Origin of the sequence: Erythrobacter sp. CCH5-A1, assembly GCF_001557115.1 — a bacterium.
GTDB lineage: Bacteria > Pseudomonadota > Alphaproteobacteria > Sphingomonadales > Sphingomonadaceae > Erythrobacter.
Genome location: NZ_LSKQ01000253.1, coordinates 1 through 920 on the forward strand (window position 1 = coordinate 1; position 920 = coordinate 920).

Annotated in this window: 2 protein-coding genes; both read left to right on the forward strand. The window is 61.6% G+C overall.

What is annotated here, in order from left to right; translation table 11 throughout:
- Positions 1 to 524: S8 family serine peptidase (locus AX708_RS15575; protein WP_156454587.1), on the forward strand; the 524-nt coding region annotated here is incomplete at its 5' end.
- Between the two features lie 18 nt (positions 525 to 542).
- Positions 543 to 815: a hypothetical protein gene (locus AX708_RS15580; protein WP_066110754.1), complete on the forward strand. Its 273-nt coding sequence runs from the start codon at positions 543 to 545 to the stop codon at positions 813 to 815.
- The last annotated feature ends 105 nt before the right edge of the window (positions 816 to 920 follow it).

A 920-nucleotide genomic window follows, 5' to 3' on the forward strand; every position in this document is an offset into this window, starting at 1 on the left:
TCGAGTGGGCGCTCGACAACGGCTGCGACATCATCTCGATGTCGCTCGGCCGCGCCACAGGCCCGCAGGAGCCATTCGATCCGCTCTACGAGGATATCGCATCGCAGGCTCTTGACGCGGGCTGTCTGATCGTCGCCGCGGCCGGCAACGACAGTGATCGCCGCTACCGCTATGTTGCCCCCGTCAGCTCGCCCGCCAATGCGCCATCGATCATGGCGGTCGCGGCCATCGAGGCGGACGGACGGGTCGCGCCCTATTCGAATGGTGGCGTGGGCACCGGCCGTATTGATGTGGCAGCACCTGGCTCAGGTGTCTTCTCGTCGGTTCCGCGCCCCCAGCTCTACCGAATCCTCAGCGGAACAAGCATGGCCTGTCCGCACGTGGCGGGGCTGGCTGCGCTATGGGCCGAATCCAACCCGGCGCTCAGGGGACAGCGGCTCTGGGATCAGCTTGTCGCAGCGGCTGAACCGCTCGAAGGGCAAAGCACCATCGACATCGGGAAGGGCTTGGTTAAGGCTCCTTGATGCATTATCTCTCAGGCTATGACGAAATCGGCAACACAACGGGCGAACAAGCCTGATGAGCTCACCAGCTTCATCGTGACCGTGAACGACCGCGAAGCGATCGGCAGCGTCGCGCTCAAGCTTGAGGCGCTCGGCATCGATGTCGAGCGGGTGATGAAACGGACCGGCGTTCTTGGTGGACGCGGGCCTATCAGGCTTCTTCCCAAGATCACCGCCCTGCCCGGCGTAAAGCATGCGCGCGAGGAGCATGGGTTTCAGCTGCCGCCGCTTCATGGTTCCATTCCGCAATGAGACTTGTGCGGAAACGAAACCGGAACATAATTAGAACGCTTGGATGGGCCTCACCGTCGTGATATGATGCCTTCGAAAGGCTCAGAATATGTCAATTCACGATCA

Coding starts and splice junctions, on each gene's coding strand:
- AX708_RS15580 (WP_066110754.1), top strand. CDS start 543: ATGACGAAATCGGCAACACAACGGGCGAACAAGCCTGATGAGCTCACC.